This window comes from Pseudomonas sp. SH10-3B, from assembly GCF_019891415.1.
Classification (GTDB): domain Bacteria; phylum Pseudomonadota; class Gammaproteobacteria; order Pseudomonadales; family Pseudomonadaceae; genus Aquipseudomonas.
In genome coordinates this window covers 47337-66171 of the sequence record NZ_JAFLXD010000023.1, presented here as the reverse complement: position 1 = coordinate 66171, position 18835 = coordinate 47337, and the positions used below count along the sequence as shown (strand labels likewise).

General features: G+C 59.2%; 14 protein-coding genes. 8 read left to right on the top strand and 6 right to left on the bottom strand.

Annotation, left to right across the window (positions count from 1 at the left end; all coding sequences use genetic code 11):
• The first annotated feature begins 43 nt into the window (after positions 1–43).
• The 5 genes from J1G35_RS18060 (at position 44) to J1G35_RS18040 (ending at position 5078) form a co-directional block, all read left to right on the top strand.
• The gene (locus tag J1G35_RS18060; RefSeq protein WP_223015614.1) at positions 44–1897 is read left to right on the top strand and encodes a DUF4105 domain-containing protein; all 1854 of its coding nucleotides are present in this window, start codon (positions 44–46) and stop codon (positions 1895–1897) included.
• Between the two features lie 48 nt (positions 1898–1945).
• The gene (locus tag J1G35_RS18055) at positions 1946–2257 is read left to right on the top strand and encodes a chorismate mutase (RefSeq protein ID WP_223015613.1); all 312 of its coding nucleotides are present in this window, start codon (positions 1946–1948) and stop codon (positions 2255–2257) included.
• 236 nt (positions 2258–2493) lie between these two features.
• Positions 2494–3579, top strand: coding sequence for a type I restriction endonuclease (locus tag J1G35_RS18050; protein WP_223015612.1), 1086 nt, complete (start codon positions 2494–2496; stop codon positions 3577–3579).
• A 574-nt stretch (positions 3580–4153) separates the two neighbouring features.
• Positions 4154–4510 (top strand): hypothetical protein, encoded by a 357-nt coding sequence (locus J1G35_RS18045; RefSeq protein WP_053137891.1) that lies wholly within the window; start codon positions 4154–4156, stop codon positions 4508–4510.
• Between the two features lie 70 nt (positions 4511–4580).
• Positions 4581–5078, top strand: a complete 498-nt coding sequence (locus J1G35_RS18040) for a GreA/GreB family elongation factor (RefSeq protein WP_053137894.1) — start codon at positions 4581–4583, stop codon at positions 5076–5078.
• On the opposite strand, the gene gdhA is transcribed toward J1G35_RS18040, so the two are convergent.
• A complete protein-coding gene (gdhA, locus tag J1G35_RS18035) occupies positions 5075–6412 on the bottom strand; it encodes an NADP-specific glutamate dehydrogenase (RefSeq protein WP_223015611.1) in 1338 nt (445 codons plus the stop codon). The two genes, J1G35_RS18040 and gdhA, sit on opposite strands and share 4 nt — an antisense overlap.
• Before the next feature lie 348 nt (positions 6413–6760).
• Positions 6761–8425, bottom strand: a complete 1665-nt coding sequence (ettA, locus tag J1G35_RS18030; RefSeq protein WP_053137900.1) for an energy-dependent translational throttle protein EttA — start codon at positions 8423–8425, stop codon at positions 6761–6763.
• A 284-nt stretch (positions 8426–8709) separates the two neighbouring features.
• On the opposite strand from ettA, the gene J1G35_RS18025 reads away from it, so the two are divergent.
• Together J1G35_RS18025 and glyA are read left to right on the top strand one after the other, a co-directional pair.
• The gene (locus J1G35_RS18025) at positions 8710–12561 is read left to right on the top strand and encodes a bifunctional diguanylate cyclase/phosphodiesterase (RefSeq protein WP_223015610.1); all 3852 of its coding nucleotides are present in this window, start codon (positions 8710–8712) and stop codon (positions 12559–12561) included.
• A gap of 230 nt (positions 12562–12791) precedes the next feature.
• The gene (glyA, locus tag J1G35_RS18020) at positions 12792–14045 is read left to right on the top strand and encodes a serine hydroxymethyltransferase (RefSeq protein ID WP_053137906.1); all 1254 of its coding nucleotides are present in this window, start codon (positions 12792–12794) and stop codon (positions 14043–14045) included.
• A 126-nt stretch (positions 14046–14171) separates the two neighbouring features.
• Here glyA and yjiA read toward each other — a convergent pair whose 3' ends face one another.
• From yjiA to J1G35_RS18005, 3 genes are all read right to left on the bottom strand, one after another.
• A complete protein-coding gene (gene yjiA, locus J1G35_RS18015) occupies positions 14172–15131 on the bottom strand; it encodes a GTPase (protein ID WP_223015609.1) in 960 nt (319 codons plus the stop codon).
• 135 nt (positions 15132–15266) lie between these two features.
• Positions 15267–15464 (bottom strand): YbdD/YjiX family protein, encoded by a 198-nt coding sequence (locus J1G35_RS18010; RefSeq protein ID WP_003176208.1) that lies wholly within the window; start codon positions 15462–15464, stop codon positions 15267–15269.
• Between the two features lie 15 nt (positions 15465–15479).
• Positions 15480–17546, bottom strand: coding sequence for a carbon starvation CstA family protein (locus J1G35_RS18005; protein WP_053137912.1), 2067 nt, complete (start codon positions 17544–17546; stop codon positions 15480–15482).
• 174 nt (positions 17547–17720) lie between these two features.
• Between J1G35_RS18005 and J1G35_RS18000 the strand changes: the two genes are divergently transcribed.
• Positions 17721–18089 carry a PilZ domain-containing protein gene (locus tag J1G35_RS18000; protein WP_053137915.1) on the top strand — a complete coding sequence of 123 codons (369 nt, stop codon included), beginning with the start codon at positions 17721–17723 and terminating at the stop codon, positions 18087–18089.
• Between the two features lie 4 nt (positions 18090–18093).
• Here J1G35_RS18000 and J1G35_RS17995 read toward each other — a convergent pair whose 3' ends face one another.
• The gene (locus J1G35_RS17995) at positions 18094–18819 is read right to left on the bottom strand and encodes a hypothetical protein (RefSeq protein ID WP_223015608.1); all 726 of its coding nucleotides are present in this window, start codon (positions 18817–18819) and stop codon (positions 18094–18096) included.
• Positions 18820–18835: the final 16 nt, after the last annotated feature.

The window sequence follows — 18835 nt, the reverse complement described above, 5'->3', positions numbered from 1 at the left end:
GCCTCCCTTTGGGTCTCTCTAATTTCCGACTTAAGTTGCCCCTATGCTCAAACGCTTTGCCTGGATGGCACTCCTCGCCTGCGCCCCGCTGTACGCGGCACCGCACCTTGATGATCAACGTTTGCAGCAATTGGCCAATGATCCGTTCTGGCTTTCTTTAGGCCATTACGAAGCCGGCAAAATCAGTGGCTGGCGCAGTTATGTCAGTGAAAAGAAATTTTTCCTCGCAGCCGATGGCGCACACCACCCGGATGCAGAACTCAAGGCCACCGTCGATGCGCTTTACGCTCCGGCCAGCCTGGGTGAAAAACACGCCCAATGCGTTTACCCCGCACGTACCCGCTGGCTCAAGGATCAGTTGCACCTCACTGACCTGCCTGCCGTGGACTGCAAAGAATTCAAGCAATGGTTCAAGGACGTCGCGCCCCATAGCGCGGTGATGATCTTCCCGGCGGCCTACCTCAACAGCCCGTCGTCGATGTTCGGCCACACCCTGCTGCGTATCGACCAGGCCGACGTGCAGAGCAACAAGACTGCGCTGCTCAGCTACGCGATCAACTTCGGCGCCTACATCGAAGGCTCGGACAACAGCATCCTTTATGCCTGGAAAGGTCTGATGGGCGGCTACCCCGGCCTGTTCGCCCTGGTGCCCTACCAGGAAAAACTCTCCGAGTACCGCAGCCTCGAAAACCGTGACCTGTGGGAATACCGCCTCAACCTCACTCAGGTCGAGACCGAGCGCATGGTCGAGCACGTGTGGGAACTCAAGCAGATCCAGTTCGACTACTTCTTCTTCGATGAAAACTGCTCCTACCGCCTGCTGGAACTGCTGCAAGTGGCCCGTCCCGGCCTGCGCCTGACCGAGCAATTCCCGCTCACCGCCATCCCCACCGACACCGTCAAGGCGGTGAAGGATGCAGGTTTGGTAGAGAAAATCGACTACCGCCCCTCCCGCGAGCGCGAGTTGCTGGAGCGCGCCAAGCCGCTGAACAGCGACGAACAACAATGGGTGCTGAAGGTCAGCGACGACCAGCAGCAATTGCAGGCGCCGGCCTTCAAAGCGTTGCCTCGCGACCGCCAGGCCCTGATCATCGACGCGGCTTACCGCCTCGGTCGTTATCGCGCCAATGGCCTGGAACGCGACACCGCACGCTCCCAACGCAGCTTCGAGCTGCTGCGCGCGATCAACCAGAACCCAGCGCCCGACCTGAAGATCACGCCCCCCGGCCTGCCCGAAAACGGCCATGAATCGCGCACCTGGCAAGCCGGTATCGGCACCCGTGGTGACAAGGCCTTCGGCGAATATGGCCTGCGCATGGCCTACCACGACCTCAACGACAACGCCGAAGGCTTCCCCCTCGGCGCGCAGATCGAAATCCTGCAGATGAAGCTGCGCCAGTACGAAGGTAACCACTGGCAACTGCAGCAACTGGACTTAGCCACCATCCGCTCCCTGACCCCGCGCAACGCCTTGCTGCAGCCGTGGTCCTGGCAAGTCACCGGCGGCCTGGAGCGGGTGCCCGGTAAACACGACGACGAAACCCTGGTCGCTCACGTCAACGGCGGCGCCGGTGGCACCTGGCAACTGAACGACGACATGCTCGGCTTCGCCCTCGGCACCGTGCGCGTGGAACACAACAACGACTTCAACGAAGCCATCTCCCCCGCTGCCGGTTTCAATACCGGCGTGCTGTGGAAAAACCCCCTGGGCAACTTGAGCCTGGAGGCTAAAGGAGACTTCTTCACCAATGGCGAAGTACGGCGCAGCCTCAGCCTGAACCAACAGTGGGAACTGTCCCGCAACCTCGGCCTACGCCTGAGTGCACAGCGCGAGTACAGCCACTTCTCGACGCCGGTGAATGAAGTGATGCTTGAGGTGAAGTGGTATCACTACTGACTAACATCTTTTGTCAGCATTGCCCGCACCATCAGGAGTTCACTCGACATGGCCGTTACCTGCACCACCCTTGAAGAAGTCCGAAACAACATCGACCGCCTCGACCAGCAAATCGTCACCCTGCTGGCCGAACGCGGCCGCTACGTCTCCCAGGCGGCACGCTTCAAAAAAGACAGCGATGGCGTCAAGGCCCCACAGCGGGTTGAGCAGGTGATCACCAAGGTGCGGGATCTGGCGCAGACCGTGGGCGCCAACCCCGAGGTGACCGAGCAGGTCTATCGCGCCATGATTGCGGCGTTTATCCAGCAGGAATTGGCGGAACATGCGGCTCTGGCGAGAGCTGAAAAGCCACAAACCTAATCCATCAAACTGATCCACTCAGAATTTTCAGACTTTTGCATGCAAGTACAAATTACTACTCGGCTTCCAACCTATTGATAAATAGGCAAGAAATTTCCGACAAATTTTTAGCTTTTTTCAGTCAAAACAAACTCCCTCTCACTCCATTCTCTTTGTGAAGATTTGTGTCTAGTATCGAATGGCAGTCAATTTGCCATCACGTCTATACACGGATTCGAATAGGGTAAGAGGCTTATATGGAATTTTTTGAAAAGCTCACCAGTCTGGCAGCAAAAGTTCGTTTGCAAGGCCCTGCCATCCAAACAGAAGAAGCAACAAAGAACGCTTTTGTAATGCCTTTTATCAACACGGTTTTGGGTTACGACGTGTTTGATCCACAGGAGGTAACGCCTGAGTTTGTCTGCGATATAGGGACAAAAAAAGGCGAAAAAATCGACTACGCAATTATGAAAAACGGTGAGGTTCAAATACTCATCGAATGCAAAAAAATCGGCGAGTCATTGAGCATTAATCACGCATCGCAGTTGTTTCGATACTTTCACGTCACAAGCGCAAGAATCTCAATTCTCACGAACGGCCAGGTCTACAGGTTTTTCACTGACCTGGATGCACCTAATAAAATGGACGAAAAGCCATTTTTAGAATTGGATCTACTGGACATCGATGAGTACTCCGTACCTGAGCTGATAAAGCTTACAAAGTCGGCCTTCGACGTCGACTCGATCATCAACGCTGCCGGAGAGTTGAAATACGTCAGCCAGCTAAAGAAGCTTATTGGCGCCCAAGTCAGCAAACCAGAAGACGACTTCGTGAAATTCTTCGCTTCCCGCGTTTACGAGGGCGCAATCACGCAGAAAGTCCGTGAGCAATTTTTCGAACTGACACGGAAAGCGTTAGCTCAGTTTCTGAATGACCAAATCAATGATCGGCTCAAGTCGGCTATGAGCGGCGCTATTCAGCCGACGATAGCGTCACTGACTGTCGCGAACAGCAGGAATACTGAGACTCAGGATCGAGACGAGTCAGAAGATAAAATCCTGACAACGCTTGAAGAGCTTGAGGGCTATCACATCGTCCGGGCTGTCGTCCGCTCCGTTGTCGATGCCAAAAGAATCGTTCAGCGAGATACCCAAAGTTATTTTGGCATCTTGCTGGACGACAACAATCGTAAACCGATTTGTCGCCTTCACTTCAACAGAAGTCAGAAATACCTCGGAATATTCGACGAGGAGAAAAATGAGACTCGGCACGCTATCTCATCCATTGATGAGATTTACGAGTACGCCGATCAGTTGAAAAGGACCGTGGGCTATTACGCCTGAAGGCCAGATTGCATCAGGCAACACTTATTCAAGATGAGTGAAATCTGTTGCTAGGGAGGTGCCACTACCTCTTCGATGTAGCGCTGTCGCTCAGCAAACGGGGACCTCTGTGGCGAGCGGGCTTGTCCCGCGTTGGGGTGCGAAGCGCCCCTGATGAAGACCAATGTGGTGTATCAGACGCTCCTCTGCGCCTGGTTTTGGGGCTGCCGCGCAGCCCAACGCGGGACAAGCCCGCTCGCCACAAGAATGCAGTCGCCTGAAATTATTTATGCAAAACTCAAAACTTTTTTAACCCTTTAAAATCAGCGAGTTATTTTAATTTTGATAAGAGTTTGCTTCCGCTGGGCTGCGCAGCAGCCACCGAACCGGGCGAAGCGTTCCTACCGAGAAAATATCCACCGTCAGCATTGGGCTGCTTTGCAGCCTTACGGAAGCCAGCGCCCTCGCCACAGATTCAGTGCTCACCGCTCGATCTCATCGCGCTCCACACCTTTCTCACACCCCTTTCACACCTCCCCGACAAATCCCTATCTAGACTTCCCCTATCAGCCGTGAAACGGCCAGGGAGCAAGCAATGTGGCGGTATGCAGTAATGCTGTGTGCGGTGGTGTGGCTGGCGGGTTGCCAATCAACTCACCAGGACTTGTTGGCCAAGGGCTATCCACCGGCCTTTGCCGATGGCTTTGATGATGGCTGCAGCAGCGGTCGCCAGGCCGCTGGCGTGATCACTGGGGAGTTTCGCAAGAATGTGCCGCGCTACCTGAAAGACCGGGAATACGCCGCTGGCTGGGAGGATGGTTTTCGCCAGTGCAAGGCCATGCGCGAGAACGAGGAACTGCGCGACTACAAGAACGACCACTGGGACGACCGTGAGCGCGCCTGGCAACAGGAGAAGAACCGCGACGCGGCGCGGGCCTATCGCTCGCAATAGGTCGCTTTCAGACATCCATCGAAACTAAAGCGCGGCGAACATGGCCCAAGCTCCATAGAGGGAGAACGTCATGAGCCGAGCTTTTGTAAATGAGGACAACGCCGCCGCCCAGGCTGATCAGCCGGTGGAGCGTCAGGTCAGTGAGCAGCCCAATCGCCTGACTGCGCAAGGGTTGGCGCAATTGCAGGCCAAGGTTGCGCAGCTACAGGCCGAACACAGCGCCGAATCCGCCAAGGGCGAACAGGCCGATAAGCAGCGCCAGGCCGACCTTGAGCGGGATTTGCGCTACTTCAACCAGCGCGTGCAGAGCGCCCAGGTGGTGGCGCCCGCTACGTCCACCGACAAGGTGCAGATCGGCAGTTGGGTCACCTTCGCCAATGAGCATGACGAACAGCAGCGCATTCAATTGGTCGGCGAAGACCAAGCCAATGCCGCCGCCGGCCTGATCAACTGGGGCTCGCCCCTGGGCCGTGCCTTGCTGGGCACCCAAGTGGGTGACGAGGTGCTGTGGAAACGCCCCGTCGGCGATCAGTTGATCGAAGTGCTGCGCATCGAAGCCGAGGCTTAGACGATGCCCTGAGCCAACATCGCGTCGGCGACCTTGACGAAGCCGGCAATGTTCGCGCCCTTCACGTAGTTGATCCGACCGTTCTCTTCGCCGTAGTGCACGCAGGCATGGTGGATCGACTGCATGATGTTGTGCAGCTTGCTGTCCACTTCACCGGCAGTCCACAGCAGGCGCATGGCGTTCTGCGACATCTCCAGGCCGCTCACTGCAACGCCGCCGGCATTGGATGCCTTGCCCGGCGCGAACAGAATGCCCGCCTCGATAAAGATATCCACCGCCTCAAGCGTGGTCGGCATATTGGCGCCTTCGGCCACACAGATGCAGCCATTGCGCAGCAGCGTGCGGGCGGCTTCGGCGTCGAGTTCGTTCTGGGTAGCGCATGGCAGGGCAATATCGCAGACCAGTTCCCAAGGGGTTTTACCGGCGCGAAACTCCAGGCCGTAACGGGCAGCCAGTTCGCTGATGCGCCCACGCTGCACGTTTTTCAGCTCGAGCAGCGCCGACCATTGTTCCTCGGTCAAGCCGCTTTCGGCGTACAGCGTGCCTTCGGAGTCGGACAGGGAAATCACCTTGCCGCCCAGGTCCATGACCTTGCGCGCCGCGTATTGGGCAACGTTGCCGGAGCCGGAAACCGCCACGCGCTTGCCCTCCACCCGCTGACCGTCGCGCTTGAGCATTTCTTCGGCGAAGTACACACACCCGAATCCGGTGGCTTCCGGGCGGATCAGGCTGCCGCCGTAGGTCATGCCCTTGCCGGTCAGCACTGAGGTGAACTGGTTGCTCAGGCGCTTGTACTGGCCAAACAGGAAGCCAATTTCACGGGCGCCCACGCCGATATCGCCAGCCGGCACGTCCACATCTGCGCCGATATGCCGGTACAGCTCGCTCATGAACGCCTGGCAGAAGCGCATGACTTCGGCGTCACTCTTACCTTTTGGATCAAAGTCCGAGCCGCCTTTGCCACCGCCCATGGGCAGCGACGTCAGGGAGTTCTTGAAGGTTTGCTCGAAGGCGAGGAATTTCAGGACGCCCAGGTTTACTGACGGGTGGAAACGCAAACCGCCCTTGTAAGGGCCGATGGCGCTGTTCATCTGGATACGGAAACCGCGATTGACCTGGACCTTGCCATGATCATCGACCCACGACACCCGAAAGGTAATCGCGCGTTCCGGCTCGCAGATGCGCTCCAGGATGCCCGAGGTCAGGTAGTGGGGATTGGCTTCAAGAAACGGCCACAGGCTGCGTAGGACTTCTTCTACCGCCTGGTGGAATTCCGGCTGGTCGGGGTCACGTTTTTTGAGGCGGGCGAGGAAGGATTCGACGGATTCGATCATGAAAAGTCTCGGCAAATTGATTGTTTTTAACGGAGATTGAGCCGGACTTTATCAATTCATGTCGCACCGCGACAGGGCAAAATGTCGCTTTTGTGAATTTAAATGGTGCATTAGATATAAATAAACCCAGGAAACAGGGATTTATCGCACCTAAAAGGGGATTGCTAAGGCAGGTTATGCACCAGCAGGGAAATAGCTATCGGGGCAAGCCCCCTCCCACATTTTGAATGTATTCACAAATCAAATGTGGGAGGGGGCTTGCTCCCGATAGGGCCATCAAAAACACTGCAAAACCCCAGCGCAAAAAAAAGCGGAGCCCGAGGGCCCCGCTTTTTTTGACCAGCCGGATCAGGCCAGTTTTTTGTGCCGTACACGGTGCGGCTGGGCAGCAGCTTCGCCCAGGCGCTTTTTACGGTCCGCTTCGTACTCGGTGTAGTTGCCTTCGAAGAACACGGCTTGCGAGTCGTCTTCGTACGCCAGGATGTGGGTCGCGACGCGGTCAAGGAACCACCGATCGTGAGAGATCACAATGGCGGCGCCCGGGAAGTCCAGCAGGGCTTCTTCCAGGGAACGCAGGGTTTCAACGTCGAGGTCGTTGGACGGTTCGTCGAGCAGCAGGACGTTGCCGCCCTCTTTCAGGGTCAGGGCCAGGTGCAAGCGACCGCGCTCACCACCGGACAGGTCCTTGACGAACTTCTGCTGGTCGCCGCCCTTGAAGTTGAAACGGCCGACGTAGGTGCGCGACGGGATTTCATAGTTGCCGATGCGGATCTGGTCGGAACCGTCGGAGATTTGCTGGAATACGGTCTTGCTGCCATCCAGGTCTTCGCGGCTCTGGTCCACACAGGCCAGTTGCACGGTTTCGCCGACTTCGATGGTGCCCGAATCCGGTGTTTCCTTACCCATCAGCATGCGGAACAGGGTGGACTTACCCGCACCGTTACCACCAATTACGCCGACGATCGCGCCTTTTGGCATGGAGAACGACAGGTTGTCGATCAGCACGCGGTCGCCATAGCCTTTGGTCACGTTCTTGAACTCGATGACCTTGTCACCCAGGCGCGGACCGGCCGGGATGTAGATCTCGTTGGTTTCGCTGCGCTTCTGGAATTCCTGCGACTGCATTTCTTCGAAGCGTTGCAGACGGGCCTTGGATTTGGACTGGCGGGCCTTGGCGCCTTTGCGCACCCACTCCAGCTCTTCCTTCATGGCTTTTTCATGGGCCGATTGCTGCTTGGATTCGGCGGCCAGACGGTCGGACTTGGCTTCGAGCCAACCGGAGTAGTTGCCCTCGTAAGGGATACCGGCGCCACGGTCGAGTTCGAGGATCCAGCCGGCAACGTTGTCGAGGAAGTACCGGTCGTGCGTAATCGCAACCACGGTGCCCGGGAAGTCGTGCAGGAAGTGCTCCAGCCAGGCGACGGAGTCGGCGTCCAAGTGGTTGGTCGGTTCGTCGAGCAGCAGCATGTCGGGAGCCGACAGCAGCAGGCGGCACAGGGCCACGCGACGTTTTTCACCACCGGACAGGAACTCGACCTTGGCGTCCCAGGCCGGCAGACGCAGTGCATCGGCGGCGACTTCCAGCTGGCGCTCCAGGTTGTGACCGTCGCCGGCCTGCAGGATGGCTTCGAGCTTGGCCTGTTCGGCGGCCAGCTTGTCGAAGTCGGCATCCGGTTCGGCGTAGGCGGCGTAGACCTCGTCCAGGCGGGCCTGGGCGTCCTTGATCACGCTGACGGCTTCCTCAACCACTTCACGCACGGTCTTGGTCGGGTCCAGGATCGGTTCCTGTGGCAGGTAGCCGATGTTCAGTTCCGGCATCGGGCGGGCTTCGCCTTCGAACTCGGTGTCGACGCCGGCCATGATTTTCAGCAGCGTGGACTTACCCGAACCGTTGAGGCCGAGCACGCCGATCTTGGCGCCAGGGAAGAAGGACAGCGAAATGTTTTTCAGGATTTCCCGCTTCGGCGGAACAACTTTTCCCAGCCGATGCATGGTGAAGACGTATTGAGCCATGGTGAACCTAGCGTCTGTGACTGATGAATAAAGCGGGCGAAGCCCGTGCCAGGCCATGCGCCGCGCTGGCCGTTGACTATCATCAAGGCCAGCGAGCGGAAAAACCTGAAGATCTGGGGCTGGAACGCCACCGCGTAACCGGCAAAGCTACCTGAATGCGCTTGGTCAGTCCAGCCAAGCAGGGCTGGCACTTTGCCACAAGTCAAGGCATGCTAGCCGCCCTTCGGGCGTCCGGCTTATAGTGCACGTCGCGCGCCAGTCCAGCCAAACCGCAGGATCACAGCTTGTCCAAAGTCACGCCGCCAACTCCCTTGCGCGCCGCTCATATAGCGCCGGGAGCGCCCCTGCACGGTACCCTCAAAGGCGCATTGGCGACGCTCGTCCTCATGCTGCTCGCATTATTGTTCTGGCAGTTGCTGGACCAACTGCAGCAAAACCAGAAAAACCAACAGCAATACACCATCGACTACAGCGCCGACCTGGCTGAACAGATCAGCCTGAACATGGCCCTGAGCGCCAAAATTGCCCTGAACCTGCTGCCGATGGTCGAGCCGCCGCGCGACGTCGAACAGCAACAGGCCTTGACGCGCACGCTGCAGCGCTCGCTGCCGGAACTGCGCAGTATCGCCCTGCTCGCGCCCAGCGGCGCGCTGATCAGCGACAGCGCCACTGACAGCCAGGACAGCAGTTGGCTGGAAGAGTTGGTGCAGCGCAGCCATGGCCAACCCTACTACCTGAGCAATAACGACGACGGCACCATCATCTATCTGCTGCTGCACCAGCCCAGCGGCGGCTCAAGGATGTACTGGGCACTGCGCCTGGCACCCGACTACCTGGTCAACCTGACCCGCCAGGACAGCCAGGGCCAGCGCCCCACGTGGGCCATCGAGAACCGCCTGAACCACCGCGTGGTCAGCCGTGACAGCGGCATGCCGGCACAATGGGCCGGCGCCCTGACCCCGGATGACTTGAACAAAAGCGTACTGGTCACCCCCCTGAGCAAAAGCGACTGGCAGTTGCGCGGGATGTTCGACCGCTCAGCCGTGCTGGAACAACTGCTGCCCGCGTTTATCGGTAAATGCCTGCTGGGCCTGGCCTTCTCGTTGATCCCGGTGATCGTGCTGCTGAATATGCGTCGCCGTCAGCGCCAGGTGCATGAAGGCCGGCGCCGCTACCAGGATATTTTCGAAGGCACCGGCGTGGCCCTGTGCGTACTTGATCTGTCGGGCCTGAATGCGTTTTTTGCCAAGGTGCACTTGCACACCCGCGAGCAACTTCACGACTGGCTGCAAAACGCCCCCGAGGAATGCCAGCGGTTGCTCACCGAACTGCGCATCACCGAGATCAACCAGGTGGCAGTGCGCCTGCTCAGAGTGGGCTCCTGCGAGGAGGCTTGGGAACGGCTGATCAGTGATTGCCCGCGCAACACCACATCCATCGGGCATCAGATACTCGAAGCGGTGCTGACCCAACAAAACCAGCTTGAGTTGGAAATCCAGCTCAAGGATGCAGCCGGCAACGAGCAATACCTGTGGCTGGTAATGCGCCTGCCGGAGCAGCAGGACGACTTCAAGGCGGTGATCCTCAGCATCAGCGATATCACCAGCCGCAAGCTGATCGAGCTGTCGTTGGTAGAACGCGAGGGTTTCTGGTCGGATGTGGTGCGTACGGTGCCCGACCACCTGTATGTGCAGGATGTGATCAGCCAGCGCATGATCTTCAGCAACCACCATCTGGGTCACACCCTCGGTTATACCAAGGCCGAACTGCAGCAAATGGGCGAGTACTTCTGGGAAATCCTGCTACACCCCGAAGATGCCGAGCATTACCACGATTTGCGCCAGCAGCAACGTCATGTCGGCTACACCACCCAGCTGCACTGCCAGTTGCGCTTTCGCCATCGCAATAACCAATGGCGGCGCTTTGATATTCGCGAGCAAGCCCTGGCGCGGGACAAGACTGCGCAAGTCACGCGCATCATCGGTGTGGCCAAGGACATCACCGACCAGATCGAAGCCAGCGAGTCCCTGCGCGACAGCGAGAAGCGCTATCGCATGCTGGCCGAAAGCATCAGCGACGTGATCTGCTCCACCGACAGCCAACTGGCCCTGAACTACGTCAGCCCGTCGGTCAACGCCGTGCTGGGTTACGACGTGGACTGGGTATTCAAGAACGGCTGGCAATCGATCATCGCCAACCCTCAGCAATTGACCGGTATTTATAGCCTGGTGGAACAGGTCAGCCGCGCACTGGGCGATCCCGAGGCGCTGAATAAACTGCGCGATCAAGTGCAGACCCAATTGTTCCTGTTCGACTGCCTGCGCGCCGATGGCCGCAAGGTGCCGATCGAGTTGCGCCTGGTACTGGTGTGGGATGAGCACGGCGCCTTCGAAGGCATCCTCGGCGTGGGCCGCGACATCAGCCAGCAACGCCGCGCCGAAAAAGACCTGCGCATGGCCGCCACCGTATTCGAGCACTCCACGTCGGCGATCCTGATCACCGACCCCGCCGGTTACATCGTGCAGGCCAACGAGGCCTTCAGCCGGGTCAGCGGTTATGCAGTGGCGGATGTACTCGACCAGTTGCCAAACATGCTGACCGTCGACGAACAACAGGAAGCGCACCTGCGCTACGTGCTCAAGCAACTGCACCAGCACAGCACCTGGGAAGGCGAAGTGTGGCTCAAGCGCCGCAACGGCGAGCATTACCCGGCCTGGGTGGGTATTACGGCGGTGTTCGACGACGAAGGCGACCTGGCCAGCTATGTTTGTTTCTTCAGTGATATCAGCGAGCGCAAGGCCAGCGAACAGCGCATCCACCGCCTGGCCTATTACGACGCCCTGACCCACCTGCCCAACCGCACCTTGTTCCAGGACCGCCTGCACACCGCGTTGCAGTCGGCCGAACGGCAGAAGTCGTGGGTGGTGCTGATGTTCCTCGACCTTGATCGCTTCAAGCCGATCAACGACTCCCTGGGCCACGCCGCCGGCGACCGCATGCTCAAGGAAATGGCCACCCGCCTGCTCGGTTGCGTGGCCGAAGACGACACCGTGGCGCGCATGGGCGGTGACGAGTTCACCTTGCTGCTGCAACCGCGGGTCAGCCGCGAAATGGCGCTGAACCGCGCGATTCATGTGGCCGAGCAGATCCTTGCGAGCCTGGTGAAGCCGTTTGTGCTGGAGGGTCGCGAGTTCTTTGTGACCGCCAGTATCGGCATCGCCCTCAGCCCCCAGGATGGCAACGAGCTGAGCCAGCTGATGAAGAACGCCGACACCGCGATGTATCACGCCAAGGAGCGTGGCAAGAACAACTTCCAGTTCTACCAGGCCGACATGAACGCCAGTGCCCTGGAACGCCTGGAGCTGGAAAGCGACCTGCGCCACGCGCTGGAGCAGGACGAATTCGTGCTCTATTACCAGCCGCAGTTCAGCGGCGACGGCAAACGCCTGACCGGCGCCGAAGCCCTGCTGCGCTGGCGCCATCCACGTCGTGGGCTGGTGCCGCCGGGGGACTTCATTCCAGTGCTCGAAGAGTTGGGCCTGGTCGTGGACGTGGGCGACTGGGTGATCAGCGAAGCCTGCCGCCAGCTCAAGACCTGGCACCAGAACAAGGTGCGGGTGCCGAAAGTCTCGGTGAACATCTCCGCGCGGCAGTTCTCCGATGGTCAACTGGGCACGCGCATCGCCACCATCCTCAAGGACACCGGCCTGCCGCCGGCGTGCCTGGAACTGGAGCTGACCGAAAGTATCCTGATGCGCGAAGTCAACGAAGCACTGCATATACTCGACAGCCTGAAAAACCTGGGCCTGAGCATTGCGGTGGACGACTTCGGCACCGGCTATTCGTCGCTCAATTACCTCAAGCAATTCCCCATCGACGTGCTGAAAATCGACCGCACCTTCGTCGATGGCTTGCCCTCCGGCGAGCAGGACGCGCAAATCGCCCGCGCCATTATCGCCATGGCCCACAGCCTCAATCTGGCGGTGATCGCCGAAGGTGTGGAAACCCATGAGCAATTGGACTTCCTGCGCGAGCATGGTTGCGATGAAGTGCAGGGTTATCTGTTCGGGCGGCCGATGCCGGCGAATCGGTTCGAGGCGCAGTTCAGCAATGATGCCCTCTTCATGTTCGACTGAGATTTTGTGGTGAAGCCACTGGCCTCATCGGGGGCAAGCCCCCTCCCTCATTTGAATGTATCCACAAGTCAAAAGGTGGGAGGGGGCTTGCTCCCGATGAGGCCAGTGGCTTCACCACCCATCCCGAGATGAGCCCCACTTGTCCGCGACATGATGTCCTTTCATATGCCATCTAAAACCCATTGGGTTAGAATGCCCTCCTTTTCTGCCCCCGATCCTTGAGGACCGCCATGTTCAGCCGTGATTTGACTATTGCCAAGTACGACGCCGATCTCTTCGCCGCCATGGAGCAAGAAGCCGTGCGCCAGGAAGAGCACATTGAGCTGATCGCTTCGGAAAACTACACCAGCCCTGCGGTGATGGAGGCTCAAGGTTCGGTTCTGACCAACAAGTACGCCGAAGGCTACCCAGGCAAGCGCTACTACGGTGGCTGCGAGTACGTCGACGTGGTTGAGCAACTGGCCATCGACCGTGCAAAAGAACTGTTCGGTGCCGATTACGCCAACGTCCAGCCACACGCCGGCTCCCAAGCCAACAGCGCCGTCTACCTGGCCCTGCTGCAAGGCGGCGACACCATCCTGGGCATGAGCCTGGCCCACGGCGGTCACCTGACCCACGGTGCCAGCGTTTCCTCCTCCGGCAAGCTGTACAACGCCGTTCAATACGGCATCGATGCCAACGGCCTGATCGACTACGACGAAGTCGAGCGCCTGGCGGTTGAACACAAGCCAAAAATGATCGTGGCCGGTTTCTCTGCCTACTCGCAGATCCTGGACTTCCCACGCTTTCGCGCGATCGCTGACAAGGTGGGCGCATACCTGTTCGTCGACATGGCTCACGTGGCCGGTCTGGTCGCCGCTGGCGTCTACCCGAACCCGGTGCCTTTCGCTGACGTGGTCACCACCACCACCCACAAGACCCTGCGCGGTCCACGTGGCGGCCTGATCCTGGCTCGCGCCAACGCCGAGATCGAGAAGAAGCTGAACTCCGCCGTATTCCCGGGCGCCCAGGGTGGCCCACTGGAGCACGTGATCGCCGCTAAAGCGATCTGCTTCAAGGAAGCACTGCAACCTGAGTTCAAGACCTACCAGCAACAAGTGGTGAAAAACGCCCAGACCATGGCCAGCGTGTTCATCGAGCGCGGCTTTGACGTAGTGTCCGGCGGTACTGAAAACCACCTGTTCCTGCTGTCCCTGATCAAGCAGGACATTTCCGGTAAAGATGCTGACGCTGCCCTGGGCAAAGCCTTCATCACCGTGAACAAAAACTCCGTGCCGAACGACCCACGTTCGCCGTTCGTCACCTCGGGCCTGCGCTTCGGCACCCCGGCTGTGACCACTCGTGGCTTTAAAGAAGCAGAGTGCAAGGAACTGGCCGGCTGGATCTGCGACATCCTGGCAGACCTGAACAACGAAGCCGTGATCGACGCGGTACGTGAGAAGGTCAAGGCCATCTGCAAAAAACTGCCGGTATACGGCGCGTAATACAAAAAAGCCCACTGTAGGAGCGAGCTTGCTCGCGAAAAACGTCAACGATAACGCGTGCATCTTGGGTGCACGCGTTGCCTGTGAGTTCTTCGCGAGCAAGCTCGCTCCTACAGGTGGGCTTTTTTATGCCTGATAGACCCGCTCAAAGCCTTCTCGGATCTTGTCCTCCGGCAACTCATCGGCAATAAACACGATCACACTCTCCCGCGCCTCGCCTTCGGCCCACTCGGTATCCCAGTCGAAACCATAGAGCTTGAGCACGCCTTGGAACACCATGCGGCGGTCTTCGCCGGCGATGTTGAGCACGCCTTTGTAGCGCAGCAGCTGCTTGCCATGGTCTTCCAGCAGTTCGTTCATGAACTCACTGAGACGGTCGATATCCAGCGGCTGGTCGGTGCGCAGCACCAGGCTGGATATACGGTCGATGGACGGCGCCTTGCTCACCGGGCGCAGGCTCATGCCCGCGTTGAGGTTGAAACCACGCACGTCGAGCAGTTCGGCCAAATCAATCTTGCCGTGCTCGACCACGCGAATCGGCGCGCGGCGGTTGATGCGTGTCAGGCGCTCACTGAGTGCCTCGAAGGTGGCGTCATCCACCAGGTCACGCTTGCTCACCAGCAGGCGGTCGGCGAAACCGATCTGCGCCTGGGCGATGGTCTGGGTCAGGTGGTGCTCGGCGTGGGCCGCGTCCACCAGGGTGATGATGCCGTCGAGGATGTAGCGTTCGCGCAGTTCCTCATCGATGAAAAAGGTCTGGGCCACCGGCGCCGGGTCGGCCAGGCCAGTGCACTCGATCACCAGGCGGTCGAAGGCGATCTCGCCACTGTCCAGGCGCTCTAGCAGCAGATACAGGGCTTTGGTGAGGTCGGTATGGATGGTGCAGCACACACAGCCGTTGGACAGGGTCATGACTTGCACCGGTTCTGCGCCCAACAACTGGGTGTCGATACCGGCATCGCTGAATTCGTTTTCGATCACGGCGATTTTCAAGCCGTGTTCGGCCTTGAGCAGATGGCGCAACAAAGTGGTCTTGCCGGCGCCGAGGAAGCCACTGAGGACGGTGACTGGAATGGGAGAGGACAAAGAAATTCTCCTTGAAGGAACACAGAAACAAATGTGGGAGGGGGCTTGCCCCCGATAGCAGTGTGTCAGGCACTGATCTGTCACTGACACACCGCTATCGGGAGCAAGCCCCCTCCCACAGGGAGTTGCGTTAAATCAACAGCACTTGGGCCCACCCTTGCCGCCGTATCGGGCCTCCTGGCGTTCCCGGAAGAACGCCTTGTAGTCCATCATCGGCTTGTCCGGGTGCTTGGTTTGCATATGCTCGACGTACGTGTCGTAGTCGGGCATGCCGACCATCAGGCGCGCGGCCTGACCGAGGTATTTACCGAGGCGACTGATGTCATTGAACATGTTTGCAATCCTCGGTTATGCGTCCGGTACGGCCTGGAACGGGGCTTCTTTATCCGTACGTTCTTTGTTGCCCCAGGCGGCGACGCCGACCTTGAGCGCATAGAACAGGATGCTGAACACCACGAACAGGAACAGCACCGTCAACGTTGCGTTGGTGTAGGCGTTCCAGATCACATGTTGCATCTGGTCCACGCTCTTGGCCGGGGCCAGGATCTGGCCGTTCGCCAGGGCATCGCTGTACTTCTTCGCCAGGGACAGGAAGCCGATCGCCGGGTTGGCGTCGAACAGCTTGATGAAGCCTGCGGTGGTGGTGCAGATCAGCAGCCATACCGCCGGCAGCATGGTCACCCAGATGTAGCGTTGGCGTTTCATTTTGATCAGCACAACCGTAGCGAGCATCAGCGCGATACCGGCCAGCATCTGGTTGGAGATACCGAACAGCGGCCACAAGGTATTGATACCGCCCAATGGATCGATAACGCCCTGGTACAGCAGGTAACCCCACATGGCCACGCAACCGGCGGTCGCGATCAGGTTGGCGGTCCAGGACTCAGTGCGCTTGAGCGCCGGTACAAAGGAGCCGAGCAAATCCTGAAGCATGAAGCGACCGGCACGGGTTCCCGCATCGACGGCAGTCAGGATAAACAGCGCTTCGAACAGGATCGCAAAGTGGTACCAGAACGCCATGGTGTTTTCACCCGGCAGCACACTGTGCAGGATCTGCGCGATACCCACCGCCAACGTCGGCGCACCACCGGCACGCGCCAGGATGGTGGTTTCACCGATGTCATGGGCCACGGCCGACAGCGCCTCAGGGGTAATTGCAAAGCCCCAGCTGCTGACGGTTTGCGCCACGGTGACCACGTCGGTGCCGACAATTGCCGCCGGGCTGTTCATGGCGAAGTACACGCCTGGCTCGATCACCGAAGCGGCAACCATCGCCATGATCGCCACGAAGGACTCCATCAGCATGCCGCCGTAACCGATGTAACGGGCGTGGCTTTCGCTGGCCAGCAGCTTGGGCGTGGTGCCCGAGGAGATCAGCGCGTGGAAGCCCGAGACTGCGCCACAGGCAATGGTGATGAACAGGAACGGGAACAGGCCGCCCTTCCATACCGGGCCGGTACCATCGATGAACTGGGTCAACGCCGGCATTTTCAGGTCGGGCATGGTGACCAGGATGCCAATCGCCAGGGCGATGATGGTGCCGATTTTCAAGAAGGTAGAGAGGTAGTCACGGGGCGCGAGGATCAGCCACACCGGCAGCACCGCTGCCACGAAACCGTAGCCGATCAGCATCCAGGTGATCTGGATCCCGGTGAACGTGAAGGCCTTGGCCCAGACCGGATCAGCGGCAATCTGCCCGCCCAGCCAGATCGAACCGAGCAGCAACAGCACGCCGATGATGGAAATTTCACCAATGCGGCCCGGGCGGATGTAGCGCATATAGATGCCCATGAACATCGCGATCGGGATGGTCGCCATCACCGTGAAGATGCCCCATGGGCTCTCGGCCAGGGCCTTGACCACGATCAGCGCCAGCACCGCGAGGATGATGATCATGATCAGGAAGCAGCCGAACAGCGCGATGGTCCCCGGGATACGGCCCATCTCTTCGCGGACCATATCCCCCAGGGAACGGCCATTACGACGAGTGGACAGGAACAGGACCATGAAGTCCTGCACCGCACCGGCCAGCACCACGCCGGCAATCAGCCAGAGCGTGCCGGGCAGGTAGCCCATTTGCGCCGCCAGTACCGGGCCGACCAGAGGGCCTGCACCGGCAATCGCCGCAAAGTGGTGACCGAAAAGGATGTGTTTGTTGGTCGGCACATAGTCCAGACCGTCATTATTGACCACTGCGGGGGTGGCCCGCCGTGGATCGAGTTGCATCACATTGTTAGCGATGAACAGGCTGTAGTAGCGGTAAGCAACCAGATAGATGGCCACGGCCGCGACCACGATCCACAAGGCGTTGATCGCCTCGCCGCGGCGCAAGGCCACTACGCCCAGGGCGCACGCTCCTACGATTGCCAGCACCAGCCAGGGTAAGTGGCGTAGCAGGCTATTATTATTTTTCATTTTTATATTCCAGCCAGGGTGGACAGAAAGGACAGCCATCCGGAGTTTAGCGCTACTGGCCCTAAAGGCCACCCCCCTACGTTGGTCTAGAGCCTTGCAGGGGCAAAAAAAGCAGAAAAAATCGCCCAATGATGGCGCAGGGCTACAATCCTGTTATCCACAGAGGGTTTCACCATGACCGAGCAAGCGTCTGATCGTCGCCGTTTTCGCCGGATCGCCTTTGATGCCAAGACCGAACTTCGGCAAAACGGCAACGAATGGCCAGTGCAATTGGTGGATTTGTCGCTCAAGGGCCTGTTGGCGCAACGGCCTGAAGAGTGGAAGGGAAATAAGGCGCTGCCCTTTGACGTCGATATTCGTCTGGATCCAAAGGCCCATATAAAGATGCAGGTGAAGCTGACCCACGAGGATCCTGGCCAGTTGGGTTTCGTATGCCAATACATCGACCTGGACTCGATCAGCCACTTGCGGCGGCTGATCGAGCTGAACCTAGGCGATCAGGAAGAACTGGATCGGGAGCTGGCGGCGTTGCTGGAAGTGTGATGGCTCAGGGGAACGCGGTACGTGCGGGAAATTCGCTTTCCGTGTCCCAGTAGCCCTTCTTCTGACTTGAGGCGCTGTGCCACTGCCCGTCGACAAACCGATAAGTCTGATAACGGGTGGCAAAGTCGTCCTCGCCGTCGCCGTCCATAAATGACGACACCTGCAGCAGTTCATCCGCGCCGCCACTGGCTGGCGTTGCGATCATCCACGCAGCCTTGCCGGTGTGAGCCAGGGTCAGCACCTGGACTTTGCCGTCGGCCCCCTGGTAACTCAACGGTTTGAGCTGCTGCTTGCCAGGCAGCAACAGCTGCGTGGCAGGCCCGCTGTAGCTGCCCATGGGAGCGGTCTGGTCGATGGTCAAAAAATACACAGGTTCGGGCAGCCCTTTGAGTGGGCCGTTCTTGACCTCGGCCAACGGGTAGCCGAGGTCTTCGTGAGCTATCACCTCGCCAGAGGCCGACACCCAGCGCACCTGGGCTTCGAGCAGCGGGTTGTCGACCAAGTCGCCGGGCTCGTCGAACGAGTCTTCATCCAGCCCACTGCCCCAACTGTCCTTGTGCAGTTGGGGGCTGATGCGCTGGTCTTCGAGCACCTGCAGCACACTGCCATCTGGCGTCACCAGCGTTTGCGCCAGGCGGTAGCCCGTTGGCAGCTCAGCCCAGGCCATGGCGGGCAAGCCGGCCAAGGCGATAAACAGGGCGACTACACCCCAGCGATTCGATCGTTGCATGGCGTCCATCCCTGAG